Annotated in this window: 19 protein-coding genes; 12 read left to right on the top strand and 7 right to left on the bottom strand. The window is 67.6% G+C overall.

Translation table 11 applies throughout. The features are described 5' to 3' along the window. Positions 1 to 37: 37 nt before the first annotated feature. The 5 genes from ACZK2G_RS19465 to ACZK2G_RS19445 form a co-directional block, all read right to left on the bottom strand. Entirely contained in the window at positions 38 to 2,560 is a 2,523-nt protein-coding gene (locus ACZK2G_RS19465) for a PepSY domain-containing protein (protein WP_478474155.1), read from the bottom strand. 233 nt (positions 2,561 to 2,793) lie between these two features. Then, on the bottom strand, positions 2,794 to 3,357 hold the full coding sequence (locus tag ACZK2G_RS19460) for a TlpA family protein disulfide reductase (protein WP_253077957.1): 564 nt from the start codon (positions 3,355 to 3,357) through the stop codon (positions 2,794 to 2,796). After that, the gene (locus tag ACZK2G_RS19455; RefSeq protein ID WP_478474154.1) at positions 3,354 to 5,738 is read right to left on the bottom strand and encodes a protein-disulfide reductase DsbD family protein; all 2,385 of its coding nucleotides are present in this window, start codon (positions 5,736 to 5,738) and stop codon (positions 3,354 to 3,356) included. Before ACZK2G_RS19455 ends, ACZK2G_RS19460 begins: the two co-directional genes overlap by 4 nt. Further along, entirely contained in the window at positions 5,735 to 6,073 is a 339-nt protein-coding gene (cutA, locus tag ACZK2G_RS19450) for a divalent-cation tolerance protein CutA (RefSeq protein ID WP_006396762.1), read from the bottom strand. Before cutA ends, ACZK2G_RS19455 begins: the two co-directional genes overlap by 4 nt. A 68-nt stretch (positions 6,074 to 6,141) precedes the next feature. Then, on the bottom strand, positions 6,142 to 7,932 hold the full coding sequence (locus tag ACZK2G_RS19445) for an endonuclease (RefSeq protein WP_478474153.1): 1,791 nt from the start codon (positions 7,930 to 7,932) through the stop codon (positions 6,142 to 6,144). 357 nt (positions 7,933 to 8,289) lie between these two features. On the opposite strand from ACZK2G_RS19445, the gene ACZK2G_RS19440 reads away from it, so the two are divergent. The 3 genes from ACZK2G_RS19440 to ACZK2G_RS19430 all read left to right on the top strand — a co-directional run bounded on the left by ACZK2G_RS19440 (position 8,290) and on the right by ACZK2G_RS19430 (position 11,056). Further along, positions 8,290 to 8,577 (top strand): co-chaperone GroES, encoded by a 288-nt coding sequence (locus tag ACZK2G_RS19440; protein WP_006396661.1) that lies wholly within the window; start codon positions 8,290 to 8,292, stop codon positions 8,575 to 8,577. An 83-nt stretch (positions 8,578 to 8,660) separates the two neighbouring features. Next, complete coding sequence (gene groL / locus ACZK2G_RS19435; protein ID WP_012512251.1) at positions 8,661 to 10,310, top strand: chaperonin GroEL; 1,650 nt, start codon at positions 8,661 to 8,663, stop codon at positions 10,308 to 10,310. A 134-nt stretch (positions 10,311 to 10,444) separates the two neighbouring features. Continuing rightward, positions 10,445 to 11,056: a DUF6445 family protein gene (locus tag ACZK2G_RS19430; protein ID WP_046984259.1), complete on the top strand. Its 612-nt coding sequence runs from the start codon at positions 10,445 to 10,447 to the stop codon at positions 11,054 to 11,056. A 30-nt stretch (positions 11,057 to 11,086) separates the two neighbouring features. Here the strand turns inward: ACZK2G_RS19430 and ACZK2G_RS19425 are convergent, their stop codons facing one another. Next, complete coding sequence (locus ACZK2G_RS19425; protein WP_046984237.1) at positions 11,087 to 11,974, bottom strand: LysR substrate-binding domain-containing protein; 888 nt, start codon at positions 11,972 to 11,974, stop codon at positions 11,087 to 11,089. Between the two features lie 248 nt (positions 11,975 to 12,222). Here ACZK2G_RS19425 and ACZK2G_RS19420 point away from each other — a divergent pair, with 248 nt between their 5' ends. Next, positions 12,223 to 12,858 carry a glutathione S-transferase family protein gene (locus ACZK2G_RS19420; protein WP_046984238.1) on the top strand — a complete coding sequence of 212 codons (636 nt, stop codon included), beginning with the start codon at positions 12,223 to 12,225 and terminating at the stop codon, positions 12,856 to 12,858. 13 nt (positions 12,859 to 12,871) lie between these two features. Further along, a complete protein-coding gene (locus ACZK2G_RS19415) occupies positions 12,872 to 13,900 on the top strand; it encodes an LLM class oxidoreductase (RefSeq protein WP_478474151.1) in 1,029 nt (342 codons plus the stop codon). Positions 13,901 to 13,927: 27 nt separating this feature from the next. Here ACZK2G_RS19415 and ACZK2G_RS19410 read toward each other — a convergent pair whose 3' ends face one another. Continuing rightward, the gene (locus ACZK2G_RS19410; protein WP_428709738.1) at positions 13,928 to 14,887 is read right to left on the bottom strand and encodes a retropepsin-like aspartic protease; all 960 of its coding nucleotides are present in this window, start codon (positions 14,885 to 14,887) and stop codon (positions 13,928 to 13,930) included. 74 nt (positions 14,888 to 14,961) lie between these two features. On the opposite strand from ACZK2G_RS19410, the gene ACZK2G_RS19405 reads away from it, so the two are divergent. From ACZK2G_RS19405 to ACZK2G_RS19375, 7 genes are all read left to right on the top strand, one after another. Then, positions 14,962 to 15,669, top strand: coding sequence for a response regulator (locus ACZK2G_RS19405; protein ID WP_046984240.1), 708 nt, complete (start codon positions 14,962 to 14,964; stop codon positions 15,667 to 15,669). Positions 15,670 to 15,701: 32 nt separating this feature from the next. Next, a complete protein-coding gene (locus ACZK2G_RS19400; protein WP_136638560.1) occupies positions 15,702 to 17,000 on the top strand; it encodes a sensor histidine kinase in 1,299 nt (432 codons plus the stop codon). A 72-nt stretch (positions 17,001 to 17,072) separates the two neighbouring features. Next, positions 17,073 to 17,573, top strand: coding sequence for a MarR family winged helix-turn-helix transcriptional regulator (locus ACZK2G_RS19395; RefSeq protein ID WP_046984260.1), 501 nt, complete (start codon positions 17,073 to 17,075; stop codon positions 17,571 to 17,573). Beyond that, a complete protein-coding gene (locus tag ACZK2G_RS19390; protein WP_046984242.1) occupies positions 17,570 to 18,316 on the top strand; it encodes a DNA alkylation repair protein in 747 nt (248 codons plus the stop codon). Before ACZK2G_RS19395 ends, ACZK2G_RS19390 begins: the two co-directional genes overlap by 4 nt. 51 nt (positions 18,317 to 18,367) lie before the next feature. After that, the gene (locus ACZK2G_RS19385; protein ID WP_295380740.1) at positions 18,368 to 18,706 is read left to right on the top strand and encodes a DUF6616 family protein; all 339 of its coding nucleotides are present in this window, start codon (positions 18,368 to 18,370) and stop codon (positions 18,704 to 18,706) included. Positions 18,707 to 18,818: 112 nt separating this feature from the next. Beyond that, a complete protein-coding gene (locus tag ACZK2G_RS19380; protein WP_478474149.1) occupies positions 18,819 to 19,076 on the top strand; it encodes a hypothetical protein in 258 nt (85 codons plus the stop codon). A gap of 295 nt (positions 19,077 to 19,371) precedes the next feature. Beyond that, positions 19,372 to 20,445: a 3-deoxy-7-phosphoheptulonate synthase gene (locus tag ACZK2G_RS19375; RefSeq protein WP_046984245.1), complete on the top strand. Its 1,074-nt coding sequence runs from the start codon at positions 19,372 to 19,374 to the stop codon at positions 20,443 to 20,445. Positions 20,446 to 20,483: the final 38 nt, after the last annotated feature.

Raw genomic sequence — 20,483 nt, 5'->3', positions numbered from 1 at the left:
CCCATGCTCGGCTCACGCCAGCGTTCGGCGGCAGGAATCAATACACGTCGCGCCGGTAGCGCCCGTTCTCCAGCAGCGTTTCCACCGCGTCATCTCCCAGCGCAGCGCGCAGCACCTGGTCCACGCCTTCGGCCATGCCCTGCAGCGAACCGCAGACATGGATCACCGCGCCACGTTGCATCCAGTCGCACAGCGCATCGGCTGCGGCGTGCAGTCGATCCTGCACGTAGCCACCGTCGCCATCGCGCGAGAACGCCAGGTCCACCCGCGACAGATGGCCATCGGCCTGCCAGGCCCCGATTTCTTCGGCAAACAAGAAGTCATGCGCGCGCTGGCGTTCGCCAAACAGCAGCCAATGCCCGTGCTCGCCAGCATGGGCGGCTTCGCGCAACAGGCTGCGCAGGCCAGCGATGCCGGTGCCGTTGCCGACCAGCACCATCGGTGCACCCGGCACGCGGTGGAAGCCGGGATTGCGATGTACGCGGGCGACGATGCTGGCACCGATCGGTGCATGCAGTGACAGCCACCCCGAACCCAGTCCAGCCCGACCGGAGGCGTCATGTACCAGGCGCACCACCAGTTCCACTGCGCCGTCATCCGTGCACGAGGCGATCGAGTACTCGCGGCCGGGCAGCAACGGCAGTCCGCGCAGCCACAGGCAGGCATCCTGCACCGCCAGCGCGGCGTCTGCATCGGGTAGCTCGCGCTCGCTGGCCAGGGCCAACAGCGTGCGCGGGTTGCCTTCCACCAGCAGTGGTTGCAGTGGGTCCAGCCCATGCGCCTTCAGCACTGCACTGGCGTGCCCTGCATTGTGGCGGGGTGCGATATGCAGGATGTCACCGGCCTGCCACCGCACCTCGGCGGGCGCGGCAAGGCGGATACGCCAGATCGCGCCACCGATGCTGCCAGGGTTGAGACGGTCGCGGCCGAGCAGGCGCCAGTCATGCATCTGCGTGGCAGCCGGCAGCACGCTGTCATCGGTGGTGATGCCGGTCAATGCAGCCAGCTGCTGCTGCCACTGGCGCAGGGACGGTACCGAGGCAGCATCGACATCGATGCGCTCGAACAGCGGGCGCGCGCCGTTGCCGATCAGCCAGGCATCGACCTGGCGGCCGAAACCGCAGTAGTGCGGGTACTGGCGATCACCCAGCGCGAGCAGGGCAAACTGCAGGCCCGACAGGTCCACGCGCTGCGCGAGCAGCAGTCGCGAAGCGCGTCGCGCCGCATCCGGTGGTTCGCCGTCGCCAAAGGTGCTGAGCACGAACAGGGCCTGCACGGTTTGCTGTAGCTGTGAGCCGTCGACGCGGTCCAATGGCAGCACCTGCACCGCATGTCCGGCGGCCTGCAACAGCGCCGCCGCGCGCCAGGCCAGCTGCTCGCCCAGCCCGCTCTGGCTGGCATGCACCACAAGCCAGGGTATGTTGCTGCCATCGTCAGTGGCTACCGGCAGCGACTGGCGAAGCCCGCGCGCGGCGCGCTGGCTGCGGCGGCGGTCCAGGTACAGCATCCAGCCGGTGATGAAGAACAGGCTCATGCCCAGGCTGCTGAGCATCACCACCACGCGCCCGGGTGCACCGAAGTAACTTCCCGAATGCAGCGCGAACACGCTGGTGGCCAGCTGTCCGCCGGCGCCCTGGCGCGCATACGGACGGGCATCGAGGATCGCACCGCTGGCCGGATCGAGCTGCAGCAGGTCATGTGCACGATCGTGGTGGCCACCGCGCCGCGCCGGATCACCGGCCATCACGCGTACATTGAGTGGCTGCCCGGGCTTCTCCGGCAGGCGCAGGTCGATGTACCCGGTGCGCACGCCCGGCAACGCATACAGCGTGGCCTCGATGCGATCCAGGTCCAGTGCCGCGTCGGCGGCGACCTTGTGCTTCGCTGCCGGCGCCACGCCCAGCAGCGTGTTGGCGGCGCTGCGGTACCAGTCGAACGACCACCACAGGCCGGTCAACGCACTCATCAGGTAGATCAGCAGCACCCAGGTGCCGACCACCGAGTGCAGGCTCCACAGGAAGCCACGGCCGCTGCGCTTCCACTCCACCGCCAACCAGCTGCGCCAGTGCCACCAGCGCCGGGGCCAGCGCAGGTAGAGACCGGAGAGGGTGAAGAACAGCAGCGCGATCGCACAGCTGCCGGTGATCCATTTGCCCCGCTCGCCGGCAGCGAGGTGCCGATGCAGGTCTTCGATGAAGTCGAAGAAGGCCTGCCCGCGCAGGGCACTGAAGCGCTCGCCGCTGTACGGATCGAAGTACACCCAGTGTTCCTTGCCTCCGGCAAACCGCGCCACCGAGGGCCGCTGGCCGGTGGCGTCGATCCGCAGGCGCTGCAGGGGGCGCTCGCTTCCTGCCTGGAGCAAAGGCATCAGCTCGCTCAACGCCAGCGGTGGCTGGCCGTCGGCATGGTGCTCGGCGATCGCGGCGAATCCGGGATTGGCGGCACGCAGCAGTTCGTCCTCGAAGGACAGCACGGCGCCGCTGAGGCCCATAACGGCCAGTACGGCACCAGCGGTGATGCCCAGCAGCCAGTGCAGTTGGAACAGGACGTTCTTGAACATCGAAGGAGGAGGGCCTGGAAGGCTGCCGCCCGCATCCTGCGCAACAGCAAATGAGAATTAGTCGCGGAATTCTCCGTGGCGCCCTGCCTGTGGTCAAGCAGGGGGTATCGGCCGGGCGGCGCCCGGCACCCCTCGGAAAGCCCGCTGTTGCTGTTGCCTTGGCTGTTGTTTCTGAGGTTGCCGGCCAGCGGCCGGCACTACCGCGGGTGCAGGGTGCAACCCTGCCAAGACCCTCACTTCACCCAGCTGTCGATCTCGCCGTGGGTGAACGGTCCCAGCTTCGCCTTCTGCAATCGCCCCTGTGCGTCGAACAGCACGCTGTAGGGCAGCAGTCCCTGCGTATTGCCCAGCTGCACGCTGGCATCGCGCGGGCCCGGGGTCTCGATCACGATCGGGTAGTCCACCGGTACCTGCTGCAGGAAGCGGCGCACGTCTTCCGGCGTATCCAATGCCAGGCCCAGCACCTGCACGCCTTCGCTGCCCCGGGTATGGGCAAAGCGTGCCAGCTCCGGCATCTCTTCCACGCAGGGGGCGCACCAGCTGGCCCAGACATTGATCAGCAGCGGGCGACCGGCGAAGCGCTGGCGCAGGTCGAGCGGTCGGCCCTCGAGATCCGGCAGCGTCAGTGCAGGCAGTGGGTCACCCACCTGCAGCGCAGGCGTCGCGGGGGCTGCAGGGGAAGCGGCCGGCGCTGCGGCAGGTGCAGCCGGCGTTGGTGCCAGCCGGTACCCGGCCCACAGGCCGAGGCCGGCGGCCAGCACCGCTGTCCACAGCAGCGCTGGCCGTTGCCATTTCATCGTGCGGTGCGCAGCAGCGCTTCCTCGACCACCGCCTGGGTCAGCAGGGTCGGCAGCACGGTCGGCGGCGCGCCGGGGCCGTACACCACGTACAGCGGCACGCCCACGGCCTTGTGCTCTTCCAGGAACGTGGTGATCTGCGGGTCCACATTGGTGTAGTCACCGCGCATGTACACCGCATTGGTGCGCTTGAGCAGTTCCTTGAACTCCGGCCGCGACAGCACAGCGCGCTCGTTGGCCTTGCAGCTCACGCACCAGTCGGCGGTCATGTTGACGAACACCACGCGCTTGTCGGCGCGCAGGCGGTCCAGCAGCTGCGGCGAGTATTCGACCACGTTGTCGCTGGCCGCCTGTGCGGCGCGCGCTGGCGGTGCCAGCTGGGTGACGCCCCAGGCCGGCACCAGTGCAGCGATGGCCAGCAGCACGCCCAGCAGGGCAACGGGACGCGGGCCGGTCCAGCGGTTGCGTTCGAACAGCCACAGACCGAAAGCGAACAGCAGCAGGCCACCCAGCACCAGCGACATGCCGTCCACGCCGCGCTGCTTGCCCAGCACCCACAGCAGCCATAGCGCGGTGGCATACATCGGGAAAGCCAGCACGTGCTTGAGCGTTTCCATCCACGGGCCCGGCTTGGGCAGGCGGCGTGCCAGCGCCGGCACGAAGCCGATCAGCAGGAACGGCAGGGCCAGGCCGAGGCCGAGGAACAGGAACACGGTCATCGCCTGCAGTGGCGTCGCGATGAACGCATAGGCCACCGCACCGCCCATGAACGGGCCGACGCAGGCACTGCCGACCACGCAGGCCAGCGCACCGGTGAAGAAGTCCCCGGCCGGGCCGCTGCGGCTGGCCAGCGACTGGCCGAGGTTGCCGAGGCCACCGCCGAGGGTGAACACCCCGGACAGGCTCAGGCCCACTGCGAACATGACGTAGGCCAGTGCGGCCACCACGCCCGGGTGCTGCAGCTGGAAGCCGATGCCGACCGCGTTGCCGATCGCGCGCAGGCCGACCATCAACGCACCGATCACCGCGAACGCAACCAGCACGCCCAGCGTGTACCAGAGCGCATGGCTGCGCGCGCGCTGCGGGCTTTCACCGCTCTGTGCCAGGCCGAGTACCTTCAGCGACAGGATCGGCAGCACGCACGGCATCAGGTTCAGCACCAGGCCGCCGGCCAGGGCGAGCAGCAGGACCCACAGGAACGAACGGTCCGGGTTCGGCGTGGCCGCTGGCGGGCGCGTGCGCATGGCGTTGTCGCCGCGCGCGTCGGCGGCGAACGCGTTGTCAGCGGCGGCACTGCCAGCGCCGGCCGGCGTGCCGGCATCGGCGTTGGGCACGGTCGGCAGCAGGCGCAGCGGCGCGCCATTGGCAGCCTCGCGCGGAGCACCGGTGGCGGTCGGCAGCGGGCTGATCACCTCGCTGCGCGGCGGCGCCTGGTTGGCGCTGGCGTTGATCCTGCCGGCCGGGATCGACAGCTTCACCCGTCGCGTCATCGGCGGGTAGCAGATGCCGTCGGTCTGGCAGCCCTGGAAGGTCACCACCAGGGTGCTGTCGACCGCGTCGGCGACAGAGCGGCGCAGCGGCAGCGGCACCTCCACCTGGTTGAAATACACCGAGACATCGCCGAAGTGCTCGTCGCGATGCGACTGAGCGGCCGGCCATCGCAGCTTGTCGGCCAGCACGCCGGCGCTGCCTTCGAGCTTCAGCGAGGTGCGGTCGCGATACAGGTAGTAGCCCGGCGCCGGGCTGAAGCGCAGCAGCAGGGTGTTGCCATCGCTGGCAATGGCATCGAAGCCGAATGCCTGCTCCGACGGCAGTGGCAGCGCCTGGCTGTTGCTGGCCGCACCCGGCAGGCGCAGGCCGCCGCTGTTGCCGGCACCGGCCAGCGGGTTGTTGAACGGGCTGGCCGCACCGGGGCGTGCGGCCGGGGCCGCCGCCTGTGCACCGCCGCCGGGCAGGGTCACCTGCACCACGCGCTTCTGCGGCGGATAGCAGACACCGGCGTCGGCGCAGCCCTGGTAACGCACTTCCAGGCTGATGGTGCCGGCTGCATCGGTCGGTGCGCCGGGCAGGGTGGCCTGCAGCCGCTCGCGATAGGTTTCAACCTCGCCGAAGAAATCGTCGTGGTGCTTGTCGCCCTTGGGCATCTGCAGCGCGCCTGCGTTGAAGGCCGGGTCGGCCTTGACGCTGGTGCGGTGGCGATACAGGTAATAGCCCGGTGCGATCTTGAACTGCAGCTGCACCTGGCCGCGTTCGGGGGCGGTCGCGGTCAGCGCGAACGCCTGGTCCACCGGCAGCAGGTCCTTCTCATCCAGCGCGAAGGCCGGCAGCGAGAGCCACAACAGGGCGCACAGGGCGGCGCCACGCGCAAACAAAGTCTTCAATCAGTGTCCTCCCGGGTCTGTGCCCGGATCCAGTCCAGATACGCCGGCAGGCCGGCCCGGGTTTCGACCGCGATGCACTCCGGGAGTTCATACGGATGCAGTTCGACGATCCGGGCGATTGCGTCATCGACGCGGCTCGCGGTGGTCTTCACCAGCAACTGCAGTTCGGTGTCGGTGGTGACCTCGCCCTGCCAGCGGTAGGTCGACTGCGCGCCCTCCAGTCGTGTGACGCACGCGGCCAGGCGCTCGCCAACCAGCGCGTGCGCGATGCGCTCGGCACTGGCCCGGTCCGGGCAGGTGGTCAACAACAGCAGGACGGGATCGACGGTCGACATGACCGTCGAGTATAGGGCCGCCGCCGGGTCAGGGCCCGGCGGCGGCAATGGACCGCTGCGTTGCGCGGTCAGTTGGCCAGCTGGCAGGTGGCCGGCTTGGCCGAGGTGAACAGGCCCGGGGTGGCCCACTCGGGGTGGTCGATGAACGGGTTGCGGTTGCCCTGGAACGAGTAGATCACGTCATTACGCGCCTGCTCGGCGGCATCCGGCGGATCGGACAGGTGCCAGTCGATCAGGGTCGACAGCAGGCCCATGTAGGCCGGCGAGCTGCTGGTCTTGACGATCTTGCTGCGGTCGTCGGTCAGTTCCAGGTCCGGTTCGGACTGGCCGGTGGCCGCATCCTTGCCACCTTCATAGCGGATGGCCATGTACATCACCGCGCGTGCCATGTCGCCCTTGCGATGGCCCCACACCTCGAAGGTACCGGCATTGCCATCCGGTGTACGCACCCAGTTCGAATTGCCCGGGTAGCCACCGCTGCCACCGCCGTGGCCGTTGTTGGCTTCGGTGGCACGCTCGCCGCAGTTGGCATCGCACTTGCCGAACGGCTTGTTGCCGCGGTCGGCGTTCCACTGCGCGTCGGTGAGGTACAGCATGTGGGTGTCGGTGTAGGGCGCGTACGGCAGGCCCTTGTCGCCGGTGGTGCTGGCAAAGCCCAGCGAGTTCGGCCAGGTGTGCTCGCGGTTGTACTTCAGGCCGCCGCCGCTGCCGGCGCGATCGGTCCCCTTGGCGTAGCTGCGGTTGCGGTACGCATCCAGGATCCTGCCGCTGTTGTTCGGATCCTCGTCGGCGATCTCCAGGATGGTCCAGGTGCTGGTGCCCGAGCCGCTGTACGGGTAGGCGGTGTGGCCCTTGATGGTGGCGTGCAGCGAACAGCGCAGCTGGCTGGGGCTGCTGGTGTTGACCTTGGAGTAGTAACCGGCCGGCACGCCCGGGTTGCCCGGGTCCGGATTGCCACCGGTGCTGGCCACGGCGAAGGCGATGCGGCTGTCGGCGGCCGGGTGTGCGCCCTGCAGGTCGGTGATGCGCGCGGCGCGGATGTCGAAGCGGCAGGCTTCACCGGCCACCAGCGCAGTGTTGGTGGACAGCTTCACGCTGCGGCCGCTGGACGGGAAAGTCAGCGGTACGCTGCCGGAAGTGCCGCAGCTCAGGGCGAACGCGCCGCTGGCCAGGTTCACCGTCTCGCTGAACACCACTTCCAGGTCGGCGGCGGCGGGGAAGGTGCTGCTGCCCTGGGCCGGGGTGGTGGTGGACACCGACGGCGGCGTGTTCGGGCCCGGGGTGCCGCCACCACTGAAGGTCTGGCCGTTGTTGCAGTTGCCGAAGGTCTGCCTGGCCGACTCGGCCCAGGTGAAGTGGGCGTACTGGCTGCCACTGCCGGTCAGCTGCAGCGAGGTGCCCGGGGCCGTGCTATTGGTCTCGGCCACCGGAATGTTCTGGCTGGTCATGCCGGCCGCGGGCCCGCCGGACGCTGTGATGGCACCCTCGTAGCTGAGGAACTGGACCACCTTGCCGCTGGCGTCGACCAGGGCAATGCCATCGTTCGGGCCGTTCTGCAGGCCGTTGGTGGGGTAGGTGACCACGGCGATGCTGGCGCTGCCGCAGCCTGCAGCGGTACCGGCGGGAACCGGATTGTTGGCGTAGACCGTGGCGGCCGACGGATTGCTGCCGTTGTAGAGGTACAGGCGGTAGCCGGACAGATCCTCACCGGCGGTGGCCACGACCTCGATCGCTTCGCCGACGTCGCCGGCGGCGGTGCTGTCGTCGTAGTGCAGTTCGTTGATGAAGACCTCGGCCTGGGCCGGCGCGGCGGCCAGTGCCAGCAGGCAGGCAGCGGCAAGCGGGGACAGCAATCGCATCGACTACTCCTTGTGATTGGGAATGCGCGGCCGAGCCTAAGGCCGATCCAGTGACACTTTGTCGTAAATGAACGTCAGATATCTGACAGTGCGACGCGTATCACCAAATGTCGAGGGTTGCGGGCATCCGCTTGTCGCGTTGCACGCGGAACCCCGCCTTCACGCAGCACCTGGGTGCGCCTTTGCCGGGCGGTGAATTTTTTTGCGGGATCGGCCTTGAAAGGCCCGGGGCCAGCTCCATCTCTGTCCTGCTCCCGATTCGTCGGGCTTTTTCGCGAGCAATGCTGGCAGTCACCTTGGGTGAGTGCTAACATCGCCAGACTTTTTCAGACCAATCAATAACTTAAGAGGTCTCTCATGAGCATCAAGCCGCTGCACGACCGCGTTGTGGTCAAGCCGATCGAAGCCGACGAAATCTCCGCCGGTGGCATCGTGATCCCGGATTCGGCCAAGGAAAAGTCCACCAAGGGTGAAGTCGTGGCCGTGGGCCCGGGCAAGCCGCTGGACAACGGCAGCGTGCGCGCTCCGTCGCTGAAGGTCGGTGACAAGGTCATCTACGGCCAGTACGCCGGCAGCTCGTACAAGAGCGAAGGCGTCGAGTACAAGGTCCTGCGCGAAGACGACGTGCTCGCCGTCATCGGCTGAGCTTCGGCGCGACCTGCTTCATCCCCTGATCTCCAATTCCCAGCCGCCGGGCATCGCCCGGCGCTACCAAAGAGGTAACTGCAATGGCTGCCAAGGATATTCGTTTCGGTGAAGACGCCCGTTCGCGCATGGTGCGCGGCGTCAACGTTCTCGCCAATGCCGTCAAGGCCACCCTGGGCCCGAAGGGCCGCAACGTCGTGCTGGAAAAGAGCTTCGGCGCTCCGACCATCACCAAGGACGGCGTCTCCGTCGCCAAGGAAATCGAACTGGCTGACAAGTTCGAGAACATGGGCGCGCAGATGGTGAAGGAAGTTGCTTCCCGCACCAACGACGACGCTGGCGACGGCACCACCACCGCCACCGTGCTGGCCCAGGCCCTGATTCGCGAAGGTGCCAAGGCTGTTGCCGCCGGCATGAACCCGATGGACCTCAAGCGCGGTATCGACAAGGCCGTCGTGGCCGCCGTCAACGAGCTGAAGAGCATCTCCAAGCCGACCGCTGACGACAAGGCGATCGCCCAGGTCGGCACCATCTCGGCCAACTCGGACGAGTCGATCGGCCAGATCATCGCTGACGCGATGAAGGAAGTCGGCAAGGAAGGCGTGATCACCGTTGAAGAGGGCTCGGGCCTGGACAACGAGCTGGACGTGGTCAAGGGCATGCAGTTCGACCGCGGCTACCTGTCCCCGTACTTCATCAACAACCAGCAGTCGCAGACCGCTGATCTGGATGACCCGTTCATCCTGCTGCACGACAAGAAGATCTCCAACGTGCGTGACCTGCTGCCGGTGCTGGAAGGCGTCGCCAAGGCCGGCAAGCCGCTGCTGATCGTCGCTGAAGAAGTCGAAGGCGAAGCGCTGGCGACCCTGGTGGTCAACACCATCCGTGGCATCGTCAAGGTCGTGGCCGTCAAGGCTCCGGGCTTCGGCGACCGTCGCAAGGCGATGCTGGAAGACATGGCCGTGCTGACCGGCGGCACCGTGATCTCCGAAGAAGTGGGCCTGTCGCTGGAAAAGGCCACCATCAAGGACCTGGGCCGCGCCAAGAAGGTGCAGGTTTCCAAGGAAAACACCACCATCATCGATGGCGTGGGTGACAAGGCTGCGGTCGATTCGCGCGTTGCGCAGATCAAGACCCAGATCCAGGACACCTCCTCGGATTACGACCGCGAGAAGCTGCAGGAACGCGTGGCCAAGCTGGCCGGTGGCGTTGCCGTGATCAAGGTCGGTGCCTCGACCGAAATCGAAATGAAGGAAAAGAAGGATCGCGTCGACGACGCCCTGCACGCCACCCGTGCAGCCGTTGAAGAAGGCGTGGTCCCGGGCGGCGGCGTTGCCCTGGTCCGTGCGGTCTCCGCGCTGGCTGGCCTGAAGGGTGCCAACGAAGACCAGAACCACGGCATCCAGATCGCCCTGCGCGCGATGGAAGCCCCGCTGCGCGAGATCGTTGCCAACGCCGGCGAAGAGCCGTCGGTCATCGTCAACAAGGTCAAGGAAGGCACCGGCAGCTTCGGCTACAACGCCGCCACCGGCGAGTTCGGTGACATGCTGCAGTTCGGCATCCTGGACCCGACCAAGGTGACCCGTTCGGCGCTGCAGAACGCAGCCTCGATCGCTGGCCTGATGATCACCACCGAAGCCATGGTTGCCGAAGCTCCGAAGAAGGACGAGCCGGCCATGGGTGGCGCCGGTGGCATGGGCGGCATGGGTGGCATGGGCGGCATGGACTTCTAAGGTCCTGTGCTGCACCGGAAGCGGCCGGCCTTGGGCCGGCACGCTTCTCTGCTGCTGTGAAAGACCCCGCCGCAAGGCGGGGTTTTTCGTTGCCCGGTTGCCGCCGCGTCAACGCATCGCTACGCTCGGCGTCCATGCCTACCTCGTTCATCGTCGTTGACGACTTCCTTTCTCCCGCCGATGCGCACGGCCTGCGCCAGGCGGCGCTGGGCCTGACCTATCCGGCACAGGAAGGCGCATTCCCCGGCCGCAACTCCTTGGAGCGGCTGGAGCTGGACGGCCTGTCCGGAGCTGCGTCGCGGCTGGTCAATGAACCATTGCGACCGGTCAACCCACTGCAGTCGCACGGCAAGTTCCGTCTGACCCTGGCCGGGGATGTCGGCCGCGCGAAAGTGCACACAGACCACTCTCACTGGTCCGGCATCCTCTACCTGAGCGCGCCGGAGCACTGCGAGGGCGGCACCGAGTTCTTCCGTCACCGCCGCACCAACACCGAACGGATGGCCCTGGATGCCAGCGAGCTGGCCGCATTGGGCTATGCCAATGGCGGCGACATGCATCGCGACATCATCGAGCGCGACAGCATCGACGACAGCCAGTGGGAGATGACGATGCGCATTCCGATGCGCTTCAACCGGCTGGTGCTGCTGCGGCCCTGGTTCTGGCACACCGCCGGGCCGGCGTTCGGCGACCGGCCGGAGAACGGCCGGCTGGTGTACCTGATGTTCTTCGAGCAGGCGCGGTAAGCGGGGGAATCATCCACGCATGGCGTGGATCTACTGGCCCTGCAGCGCTGCGCGCAACCACGCCAGGAAGGCAGGCAGCGCCGGATTGCCATCTGCATCGGCGCGCGTCACTGCGTAGTAGGCGAAGGCCTGCGGCCATGGCTGGTCGATCACCACCTGCAGGCGCCCGTTGGCCAGTTCTTCGGCCGCATGGATGTCGCGTACCAGCGCGATGCCCTGCCCGGCCACCGCCGCACGGATCAGCAACAGGTCGTCATCGAAAGCAGGGCCGCGCTCCAGCCGCTCATCGGCCGCCAGGCCCTGTGCCTGGAACCACAGCCGCCAGTCGCTGCGATCGGCATCCTGCAGCAGCGGCAGCTGCAGGCAATCCTGCACGGTGCCCACGGCGGGCGCGCTGGCCAGCAGCGCAGGGCTGGCCACTGGCAGCAGCACCGGCGCCAGCAGATGCTCGGCATGCAGTCCGGGGTAGCGCCCCAGCCCGTGGCGGATCGCGATGTCCACACCATCGCGGCGCAGGTCGGCCAGCGCCGGGCTGGCATCGAGCTGCACGTCCACCTGCGGTTGCAGTGCGCTGAATTCACCCAGGCGTGGCGCCAGCCATTGCGCGGCGAAACTGGGTGCGGCGCTGATACGCAGCGTGCGCCGCGTTTCCCAGCGTTCGAGTGCCTGCAGGCTCTGTGCGATCTGCTCGAAAGCCAGCAGCAGTTCCGGGTACACGCGCGCGCCCGCCGCGCTGAGCACCACGCCATGACGGGTGCGATCGAACAGGTTCACGCCCAGGCGTTCCTGCAGCTGCCGCAGCTGCTGGCTGATTGCGCCGGGTGTTACTCCCATCGCTTCGGCGGCAGCGGTCAGGCTGCCGTGGCGGCCGGTTTCAACAAAGGCCCGCAGGCCCAGCAGCGGCAAAACCGCCCCCATTCCGTTCTCCCGTTGCTCCGCCGGCATCCACCGCGCGGCGACAGCATATCGACCGCGGCGCAGGCTGTCGCGCACCCGTCGCGCAAGTTGAGCCAGGCTCAACTCCCCGTGCAGAAGACATCGTTTCCCCGCCACGGCGGCCTTTCCTAGACTGCCTGCACGGCTGCTGCAGCGCCTGTTTCCGCATCGTCGGCCCTCGTGCATCGAAGGCTGGCGCGTGCCGTCGCTCCCTGCCGTCCAGGAACCCCATGAACGAACCTTCGCTGCACCTGTACACCGACAGCTCGCCCAATGGCTTCAAGGCCACCATCGCGCTGGAAGAACTGGGCCTGCCGTATCGCCTGCATCACGTCCGCATCGACGCGGGCGAGCACCGACATCCCGATTTCCTGCAGCTCAATCCGCATGGCCGCATACCGGTGCTGGAGGATCGCGCGCGTGGCATCGTCATTTTCGAATCCGCGGCGATCCTGATGTACCTGGCCGAGCAGGGCAACGCGTTGTTGCCTTCCGAGCCGTCTGCACGCTGGCAGACACTGACCTGGCTGATGTTCCATGCCGCCAGCGTCGGCCCGATCCTCGGCCAGCGCGTGCACTTCGAGCACTTCGCACAACAGCCCGACATGGCCGCAATCGAACGCTATCGCAGGTTGAGCGACGATCTGTTCGCCGTGCTCGACCAGCGCCTGCACGGGCGCGAGTGGCTGGCCGGTGATCAGTACTCGATCGCCGACATCGCCCACTTCGGTTGGCTGCATATCGCCCACATCATCGATATCGATTTCTCGCAGCATCGCCATCTGAGCGCGTGGTACGCGCGCGTTGCCGCACGCCCTGCGGTACAGCGCGGCGTGCAGTTGCCCGAACCGGCCACTGGCCCGTAAGGAGGCAACGCTCATGAACGACTCCATCGTGATGCCGGGTGCGTCGGCCCCGGCCTTTGCCACGCACCCAGGCTACCAGCGCATGTTCCGCCCCGATGCACTGACCCTGGGCATCTACCTGCCATTGCGCTTCTACCAGGGCGACATGGCCGTGCTGCAGGGCCAGGCGCGGCTGGTGGAGGACATCGACCGCCACGGCTTTGCCGCGGTGTGGGTGCGTGATGTGCCGCTGTACGACCCGATGTTCGGCGATGCGGGCCAATTGTTCGATCCATTCACCTACCTTGCGTGGCTGGCGGCGCGCACGCAGCGCGTAGCTCTGGCCACCGGCAGCGTGGTGTTGCCACTGCGCCATCCGATCGATCTGGCGAAGGCGGCGGCGTCGGTCGATCAGCTGTCCGGTGGGCGCCTGGTGATGGGCGTTGCCTCCGGTGATCGTCCGCTGGAGTTTCCCGCCTACGGGCTGGAGCACGCGGCGCGCGGTGAGCGCTTCGCCAGCGCGATGGGTGAGATGCGGCGTTGGCTGCAGCCGGGCGCGGACGGGCGGATGACGCATGCCTGGGCCGAACAGGGCCTGCAGTTGCTGCCGCCCACGGTCAACGGCCGCGTTCCGCTGGTTGTCACCGGTGGCGCACGCCAGCCGCTGGAGTGGATCGGCCAGCATGCCGATGGCTGGCTGACCTACCCAGAGGCCACTCATGACAACGCTGGTCCGCAGCGGCTGGCCACGAAGATCGGCGCCTGGCGCGCGCTGATCCCGGATGGTGGCTTCCGCCCGCACATGACCAACGAATGGATCGACCTGGTGGACGACCCGGATCATCCACGCACGCCGCTGCAAGGGGGCTATACCCTGCGCACCGGCCGCAAGGGCCTGATAGAGCTGCTGCAGGCCTGGCAGCAGGCAGGCGTCAATCATGCCGCGCTGGGCATCCAGTTCGCCGAGCGGCCCGCAGATGAGGTGCTGCAGGAACTGGCCGAAGAGGTGCTGCCATTGTTCCCGTCGCACCCGGGGCCGACGCCGCGGGTGATGGACTGGTAGCGCAGTAGGAATGGCGTCGGCCGGCGCTCAGCTGGCCGGCCGGCGCAGGCAGATGCGCGACGCCCCGGTGCTGATGTCCACCTGCCCACCCTGCATGGCGTCGGCGCCGAGAATCAGCGCGGGTCGCGTCTCGAGGCCGATCGCCTTGAACACGGGCAGTTCGCTGATCCGGACTTCCATCGGTGGATGCCGCCAGCCAGCGCTGGTCATGCTCGGCAGGGTGTACAGCCAGGTGGCCTGCTTCCCGCCGCCCAGGCCCTCGGTGCCCTTCTCACGTACCCGCACGCGGATGTCGCTGCCATCGGTGCGCACGCCCAGCGCACGGGCGGCTTCGGCATTGAGCACGGTCTGCGCCGCGCCGGTATCGACCACGGCGACGGCCTCCACACCGGTCTCGCCCAGTGCCAGCGTGATGAAGCCGAACTGGCGCAGCCCGGCACTGCGATCGGGCAGGGCATTGGCCTGGCAGCCGTTTCCATCCAGCGCGAGACGCCCCGGCGCCCACAAGGCAAGCTCGCCACGGCCGAAGTCCCAGCGCGTGTCCCAGCGCCCGGTCAGGTCGTTGCCGACCAGGCCATCAATGGCCGCTTCATCGTCCTTCGCCAACGAGGACAGGTCGGCCTGCGTGCCGCTCGCCTGCAGCTGCCAGCTGCCCAGCCGCCAAGAGGTGGTGCGCATCCTCCGCAGCGCGGCTGCCTTTGCGCTGGCACCCTGGGCATGTGAAACCGCCGCATCGGTGTCTTCCAGGCGATAGCGCCGGGCCACACGGTCATCCACCAGGGTTGCACCGGCCGCACTGTCGACCACGAAACGCAGTGGTTCGGCGCGCCCGTCCAGCGAGACAGCCACGGCTGGATGACCCCCCTGCATCCACATCGGCAGTACGTGTTCGGGAGCATCGGCCGCCAGCGCAGGCAGCGAGGCAGCAAGCAGGGGAAGCAAGGTGAGGCGCACGGGATGTCTCAGCAGTGAGGGTGGAGAGACCATTGGCGGGCACGGGCGTATCGCGGGAATATCGGCGTTGATACCGTCCTGATACACAGCTGGCTGATACTGAGCACATGAACGCTCCCGCCCGGGTCATCGTCGTCGATGACGACGCCAGCATCCGAGATGCCATCGCCGACTGCCTGCTGCTGCATGGCTACCAGGTGCGCGTGGCGGCCGGTGCCATGGCGTTGGATATGCTGCTGCAGGCCGAACGACCGGATGTGATCATCCTCGACTGGATGATGCCCGGCGAGGATGGCCTGTCGGTCTGCCGCCGGCTGCAGGCACGGGCCATCCCGATCCTGATGCTGTCGGCGATGGGCAGTGCCCCGGACCGGGTGATCGGTCTGGAAATGGGCGCGGATGATTACCTGGCCAAGCCGTTCGACCCGCGTGAGCTGCTGGCAAGGGTGCGTGCGCTGCTGCGCCGGCAGGACAAGCTGCGCACCCAGGTGGCGAGTGAGCTGCGCTTCGCCGGCTGGCGGCTGCTGCCCGAACAACGCCGCCTGATCGCGCCGGATGGAGCGGAGCTGGTACTGAGCCGCGGTGAGTTCTCTCTGCTGCTGGTGCTGGCCGAACGTCCCGGGCGGGTGCTGGCGCGCGAGCAGCTGCTGCAGCTGAGCCGCGGCGAGCCGAGCGACAGCGTGGATCGTGCCATCGACCTGGCAATCAGCCGCCTGCGTCGGAAGCTGGGGCAGGCCGCGCCCGGCGCTGAAGCCCTGGTACAGACATTGCGCGGCGAAGGCTATCGCTTCAATGCCGAGGTCCAGGTGCTGTGAGTGCCCGTTGGTCCACTGCGCGCTGGATCGCAATGCTGGCTCTCACCAGCCTGCTGCTGGCCACCCTGGTCAGCGTGGCGGTGGTGGGCTGGATGCCACGACCGGCGCCGCCGCCGATGCGCCTGGATCAGGCTCTGCAGGTGCTGCGGGGGGAACGTGCGGCGGCGCCGCTGGGGCTGCATCTATCGGTCGTCAGTTCGGCACCGGAAGGCCGCAGCAGCGACTGGCTGACCGAGCTGGCCGCCTTGCAGCTGGGTGTACCGGTGGATCACGTGCGCCTGGTCTGGGCCGGGCAGGGCAAGGCCCCCGATGTGCAGGTCATCGAGGGCGGTACGGTGCTGGATGCTTCAGGGCGTGCCGGAGTGCTGACGTCACAGGCGGCCCTGCTGACCGCCATGCAGTGGCCGCCGTTCGAGCTGGGTGTGCGCCGGGCCGATGATCGCTGGCAGGTGGTCGGCAGCGATCACAGTGATCTGGCGGCCTGGCGCGGTCAGGTTCTGCTTGCACTGTTGGCCGGCACGCTGCTGCTGGCGCCGCTGGCGGCCTGGGCGTCGCTCCGCATCGGGCGGCCCCTGCGCCGCTTGGCCGAAGCCAGCGCGCGGGTTGATCTGCAGGACGGGACGCCGCTGCCGGACGATGGCCCACGCGAGGTGCAGGTGCTGGCCGCAGCGATCAGCAGCGGTCGTGAGCGCCTGCGCGACCAGGCGCAGGACATGACCCGCATGCTGGCGGCCGTGGCGCACGACCTGCGCACGCCGCTGACCGGCCTGCGCCTGCGTGCGGAGTTTGCACCGCCGCCACAGGCAGCGCGGATGGTGGCCGACATCGAGCGCATGGACACGATGATCGAGCAGGTGCTCGATTACGCACGCGGGGAGCTGCAACCGCTGGAGTTGCGAGCACTGGACGTGGCCGCGTTGCTGGAGGAATGCGTGCAGAGCGCCTTGCTGCGCGGTGTCGATATTTCTGCAGAGGGACCGGACGTGCTGCCGTGGCAGGGGGATGCGCTCCTGCTGCGGCGGGCCATCGACAACCTCATCGACAACGCCGCTCGTTATGCCGGTGCCGTGCACCTGCGGGTTGCCATGGCAGGCAATCGCGTGCAGCTGGACGTGATGGATCGCGGACCGGGCATCGCCGAGGCCGATCGCGTGCGCCTGCTGCAACCCTTCCAGCGCAGCGAAAGCTCGCGCAGTCGTGCCACCGGTGGGACCGGCCTCGGTCTGGCCGTCGCCGCCAACGTGGCACGGCGGCATGCGGGTGAACTGCAGCTGCTGCAACGTGACGGAGGGGGATTGATCGCACGCCTGGTGCTGGGATCGGCCTCCTGACATCGCATGTCGATTGACTGAACGTCATCTTTCTGGTTTATGATTAGGCGCCTAATCATGTGGGTATCGATGATACTCGAAGCCAAGCACCATGCCCTGCTGGACGAGGCACAGCGACGAGGCCATGCCAACGTCGCGCAGCTGCGCCTGTGCTTCCAGCTGCTGTCGCTGTCATCGTCGATCGATCGCGACTGCGCCACACGTCTGGCGCCACAGGGTCTCAGCGAGGGGCGCTTCATCGTGCTGTTCCTGCTGCACGGTGCAGGTGGCACGCTGCCGCCGCATGAACTTGCCGAGCGCGCAGGCGTCACCCGCGCCACCATCAGCGGCCTGCTCGATGGCCTGCAGCGCGAAGGCCTGCTGCAGCGTCGCAGCGATGCCGAGGATGGCCGCCGCCTGCAGATCGTGCTGACCGCAAAGGGCGCGCGTCTGGCCGAGTCATTGTTCGACCAGCACACGCAGTGGATCGGTGGCCTGTTCAATGGGCTCGAAGCTGGCGAACAGCAGCAGCTTTCGCAGCTGCTGCACAAGGTCTGGCAGCACACCGACGCCGGGCGTGAGACTGCGGCATGAGCGGTGCCATCGCCGCAGAGCGCCTGCGTGCGCTCAACCGTGGCAGCGTCGCGACGACCCATCTGGCCGAGTGCCTTGCAGTGGACTTCGCTGCGCTGCTGCAGGTGGTAGCCCCCGCACTTGGACCGGATGCGCTGCAACGCATGCGCGACGCTGCGGGAAAGGGCATCACCCGACGCATGGGTTTGGCCGCACAGCTGCTGCGCGGGGCGGGGCAGGGCACGCCTGCGCTCTGGCAGGCTCACAGCTCTGACACCGTGCGCGGCTGGGCCTGCTATCTGATCGGCAGCGATGCCTCTACACCGCTGGCAACGAAGCTGCAGGCGATGCGACCGCTGGCCGATGACCCGCACTTCGGCGTGCGCGAATGGGCGTGGCTGGCATTGCGTGCCGACATCGTTGCTGCGCCGATGCAGGCGCTTGAGTACCTGCAGCCGTGGACGCATGACGCATCGCCGTACCTGCGTCGCTTCGCCTGCGAGGCGCTGCGCCCGCGCGGCGTCTGGGCCACGCATATCGCGCTGTTCAAGCAGCGTCCGGAACTTGCGTTGCCGGTGCTGGAAGCACTCGCCGACGATCCCGAGCGCTATGTGCAGGATTCGGTTGGCAACTGGCTCAACGATGCTGGCAGGATGCAGCCGCAGTGGCTGCTTGATCTCTGCACGCGCTGGCAGCGCGAACGCGACAGCGCTGCCAATGCCTACATCCGCAAGCGCGCACTGCGCTCGCTGCAATCCCGGTAGCGCCGGCCCATGCCCGGCGGACGCCAATCGACCACCTCAGGGAAGACCACCATGCCGCACACGCTCATCGAGCTCTACAGCGCCACCCCCGCCTGGACCACGCTGCCTCCCGAACAACGCGCGGCCTTCTTCGCCCTCATCGGCTCCGGTATGCAGCAGTTCGATCCGGCCCGCATCATGCCGCTGGCGATGGGCCGCATTGCCACGGGCGTACCGCGCGGCAGTGGTGAGCAGTTCTACGCGGTCTGGCGCTGCGCCAGCCGCGAGGAGGCCGACGCGCTGGTGGCGGGCATCGCCGCCACCGGCTGGCACGACTACTTCACCACCACCCATGCGGTAGGCGCGGTGGACGGCATGGCCCAGCACTTGGCTGATCTGGCTGCGCTGTAACGACGTGAAGAGCGCTCGCATGGCCCAGCCCACGGCATGGATGGCACATGCGCCTGTCACCGAGACACGGTAAACAGTGCATTGCCCATGTCCGTCCGCAGGGAAGTTGATCATGCAGAGCAAGCTCCAGGTCACGTTGTTCGGCCCTCTTGGTGCCAGCCCGGCGCTGCAGGTGCCGGGGCAGGAAGGGCCGTCGGTGGCCATTCCGGAAACGACGCTGCGGCAGCTGGTCTCCGATCTCTATACCGCGCGCTCCCTGCTCAACCCCGAGCAGCTGGACGAAGCCAGGCAGGAGCTGGACCGCGTGCTGGAGCGCTGGGCGGACATCCATGAAGGCCTGCTGCTGGACGTGGAAGTGCATGGCAGATGAGCGACTTCGCATGCGTGCCGCCGCGTAGTCGTCCCAGACGGGCCCATCGCTGAACCGCGTTCCCAGTTGCGGATGAAACATTTTGCACTGCGCAAAAGCTGTGCTATCAATACAACCCATGAACGCAGCCCCCACCAGCTTTTACTGGTATTACTTTCCGAAGCCACTGGCGGAGGAAGGACTGCGCTCACCCTGAAGAAAGCTTCAGACGCATTCCCGAAAGCCGCCAGCGAACCTGGCGGCTTTTTTCATGCCGCCACGCTGGGGACCCCCAACGTTCCGGAGATCTCCCGCAATGCCCCCGCACACCGACGACCTGCGTATCCGCACCATCGAACCGCTGACACCGCCTGCCCAGCTGCTGGCGATGCTGCCCTGTGACGATGAAGCTTCCGACACCGTCAGCGCCTCGCGCGCGGCCCTGCACCAGATCCTGCACGGCCGTGACGACCGCTTGGCGGTGGTGGTGGGCCCGTGCTCGATCCACGACCCGAACGCTGCCATTGAGTACGCCCAGCGCCTGAAGCCGCTGCGCGACGCACTGGCCGGCGAACTGGAAATCGTCATGCGCGTGTACTTCGAGAAGCCGCGCACCACGGTGGGCTGGAAGGGCCTGATCAACGACCCGGACCTGGACGGCAGCTTCAAGATCGACAAGGGCCTGCGCATCGCCCGCGGCCTGCTGCGCGACATCAACAAGCTCGGCCTGCCGGCCGGTGTCGAGTTCCTCGACGTGATCTCGCCGCAGTACATCGCCGACCTGGTGGCATGGGGCGCGATCGGTGCGCGTACCACCGAGAGCCAGGTACACCGCGAGCTGGCTTCGGGGCTGTCGTGCCCGGTCGGCTTCAAGAACGGCACCGATGGCAACGTGAAGATCGCCGCTGACGCAGTGGGTGCGGCATCCAATCCGCATCACTTCCTGTCGGTCACCAAGCAGGGCGGCACGGCCATCGTGTCGACCACCGGCAACCCGGATTGCCATGTGATCCTGCGCGGTGGCAAGCAGCCGAACTACGACGCGGGCAGCGTTGCCGAGGCCTGCCAGGTGCTGGCCAAGTCCAAGCTGCCGACGCGTTTGATGATCGATGCCAGCCACGCCAACAGCCTGAAGAACCCGGAGAACCAGCCGAAGGTGATCGACGACATCGCCGTTCAGCTGGAAGACGGTGAACAGCGCATCGTTGGCGTGATGATCGAGAGCCATCTGGTCGGTGGTCGCCAGGAGCTGGTGGAAGGCCAGCCGCTGGTCTACGGGCAGAGCATCACCGATGGGTGCATCGATTGGGACACCACCGTGACGGTGCTGGAGCGACTGGCTGCGGCCGTGCGCGCCCGTCGCGACGTAAAGGTGTCCGAAGCCGCCTGAGTGCGGCACGTGTGTGGATGGCGGCCAGCGCCTGCGGG

It is taken from the genome of Stenotrophomonas sp. 107298_Sma (assembly GCF_056480345.1).
This window is presented reverse-complemented; position numbering and strand designations above follow the sequence as displayed.